Consider the following 2,410-nt stretch of genomic DNA (forward strand, 5'->3'; position numbering starts at 1 on the left):
AACGCAAAGTGTTTTAAACGTAATCTAGTCAAAAAAATAAACTATTTTCTTAAGACAATCAAGATTGCGTTTAAAACATAGTTGAACGAAGCCGGTGAAGTGCTATGGGCATTTGTCTTTCATGGATCTTCCCATGGCGGGAGTTTTCAGGAGGTTCCTTAGGTTTCACTGCTTAAAGTTTCAAGTTTGATTGATAGCTTTACTGGAAAAAGGGCATATTTTTCCCTAGGAAACCTTTTTCCTCCAATCTGTTTTCATGATGCCAATGAACGTCCCATTTGTAAAGTTTCAGGGGTCTTTTTCTTTTGGTGATGGAATCCCGAACATCATTTTTCCCTTTTTACAGCAAGGGCAAAGGAAGGAGTCCGGGCCCAAAACCTCTTCCAGTATCTCGTAAGTTGTTAGTCCCTGGTAGAAGGAGATGTACCTTGTCCTTTTCAGCGAGCTGAAGCAGGTTTCCATTTTGGTCCTGCTGTTTGCCGAGGCCATGATCCCATAGTACCTGATCTTGTAAAATCCCGAGGGGAGGATGTGCTGCATGAACCTTCTTGTAAACTCGTGGCAGCTGAGGCTCATGGTCTTGTTCCTGTTGTCCCTGTAGTCCTTCCACCTGAAGCAGACCGTTTTTCCGTCGGCCCATTGGACCCTGCTGTTACTGATGGCTACCCGGTGAGTGTACCTTCCCAGATAGCTGACCACCTGGTTTGCCCCTTTGAAGGTCTTTTTGATATAGATATGCCAAAATTTTGCATAGGCTTCCTGCTTGAGAGACCTTGGGCCGGCAAACTGCTTGGCCTGCTTTTCGGGTATCCTGAGAAGGTTTTCTTCCAGCGCCCTGACAAGTTTTTCCATAAACACGCCCCTGTAAATAGCTGACAGGGCCTTTACCGGAACAAAGAACTTTTTATGGGCGCCGATCCACTCGGCCCCATCGGTGTCCAGTCCCCCGGCAGGGACCAGCATATGGATATGTGGATGGTAGGACAGGGACTGTCCCCATGTATGGAGCACTGCCAGGCAACCGCTTTCGACCCCCAGAAAAGCGGGGTTCAGGGCGGCCCTTTTCACTGCGGCCGAAGAGGCTTCGAACAGGAGCTTATAACAAAACCGCTGGTTGGCATAAAAAAGCGGCCTGAGAAAGTCGGGGACGGTGAACACCACGTGAAAGTATCTCACCGGCAGCAACCTGCACCTGAGCTTTTCCACCCATACCTGCTGTTTGATATACTGGCATTTGGGACAATGGCGGTTCCGGCAGCTGTTATAGCTCGTTTTGGTATGTCCACAGCTGTCACATGCCAGGGTATGCGATCCCATTTTGGATGTCCTACAGGAAATGATGTCCAGATAGGCCTTGTACTGGACGGTACACAGACTGTTTCCTGAAAGAAAGGATCCTTTCTCTCCCAGCAGGATATCGGAAAGTTCTGCCCCACTGTTCCTCTTGTTAACGGTCTCCATCAGAGCTCATCCAGGGGACTTTTGATCAGTGCCGGATTCAAGTTGGTCACATGCAGGTAAACTGTAGTGGTCCTGAGTGACTTGTGTCCCAACAGCTCCTGGATGATCCTGACATTGGTTCCCTGCTCAAGAAGGTGCGTGGCAAAGGAGTGGCGTAGGGTATGGAAAGAAGCATGCTTTGTTACCCCTGCGCATTCCATGGCTTTTTTTAAAACGCACTGTGCACTCTTTTCACTGTAGGGCTTGCCCGGTGTCCGACCTTCGAAAAGATAGGTGTTGGGCCGGTAGTACCTGTAATATTCCCGGAGCCTTTCCAACAGCCCTTTTGGCAACAGGGTATACCTGTCCTTATACCCCTTTCCTCCCCTGACTTTCAGCTGCATCCTGTCGCTGTCAATATCACCGGGCTTCAGACTGATGACCTCGTTCAGCCTCAGCCCGGAGGCGTAGGTGAGGGCCAGCAGGCAATAATGCTTTCTGTTACTTATGGAGTTCAGTATAAGGGATATCTCCTCTTTCGAAAAAACAGAAGGGAGGGGCTTGGACCGCCTGGGCCGCTTGATTCTTACCGGATCCCAGATTCTGCCCAGGACATCTTTGAAAAGTATTTTGAACGCACTGATGGCCTGGTTTACACCAGAGAAAGACATTTTATTCACCTCTACCTTTTGGAAAAGGTATTCCTTTAGCTCAGCTATACTGATGTGTTCGGGACTCTTTCCGAAATGTTTGGATACTTTCGATACCTGGCTGATGTAGGTCTTGATGCTTCTGGGAGAATAGTTTCTGACACGCATTTCCTCATACATCCGTTGACGAAGGCTTTTTTTTCCATGATACTATTTAATTAATGATAAAACATGGAATGAATTTAGTGTAAGCAACTGATATTAAACCTATTAAAGCTTTAAAAATCAAACAACTACCGACGTAGGAGGTTTTGTTCAAC

General features: G+C 47.6%; 2 protein-coding genes. Both read right to left on the reverse strand.

Annotated elements, in window-relative coordinates; genetic code table 11:
- Positions 1 to 288: 288 nt before the first annotated feature.
- A complete protein-coding gene (locus IFO69_RS21535) occupies positions 289 to 1,461 on the reverse strand; it encodes an IS91 family transposase (RefSeq protein WP_192012225.1) in 1,173 nt (390 codons plus the stop codon).
- Positions 1,461 to 2,270 (reverse strand): tyrosine-type recombinase/integrase, encoded by an 810-nt coding sequence (locus IFO69_RS21540; RefSeq protein ID WP_192012226.1) that lies wholly within the window; start codon positions 2,268 to 2,270, stop codon positions 1,461 to 1,463. Before IFO69_RS21540 ends, IFO69_RS21535 begins: the two co-directional genes overlap by 1 nt.
- Positions 2,271 to 2,410: the final 140 nt, after the last annotated feature.

Source organism: Echinicola arenosa (assembly GCF_014841125.1).
Lineage (GTDB): Bacteria > Bacteroidota > Bacteroidia > Cytophagales > Cyclobacteriaceae > Echinicola > Echinicola arenosa.

Bases quoted from the DNA above. Each gene is read 5' to 3' on its own strand.
- IFO69_RS21535 (WP_192012225.1), bottom strand. From the start codon at position 1,461: ATGGAGACCGTTAACAAGAGGAACAGTGGGGCAGAACTTTCCGATATC.
- IFO69_RS21540 (WP_192012226.1), bottom strand. From the start codon at position 2,270: ATGTATGAGGAAATGCGTGTCAGAAACTATTCTCCCAGAAGCATCAAG.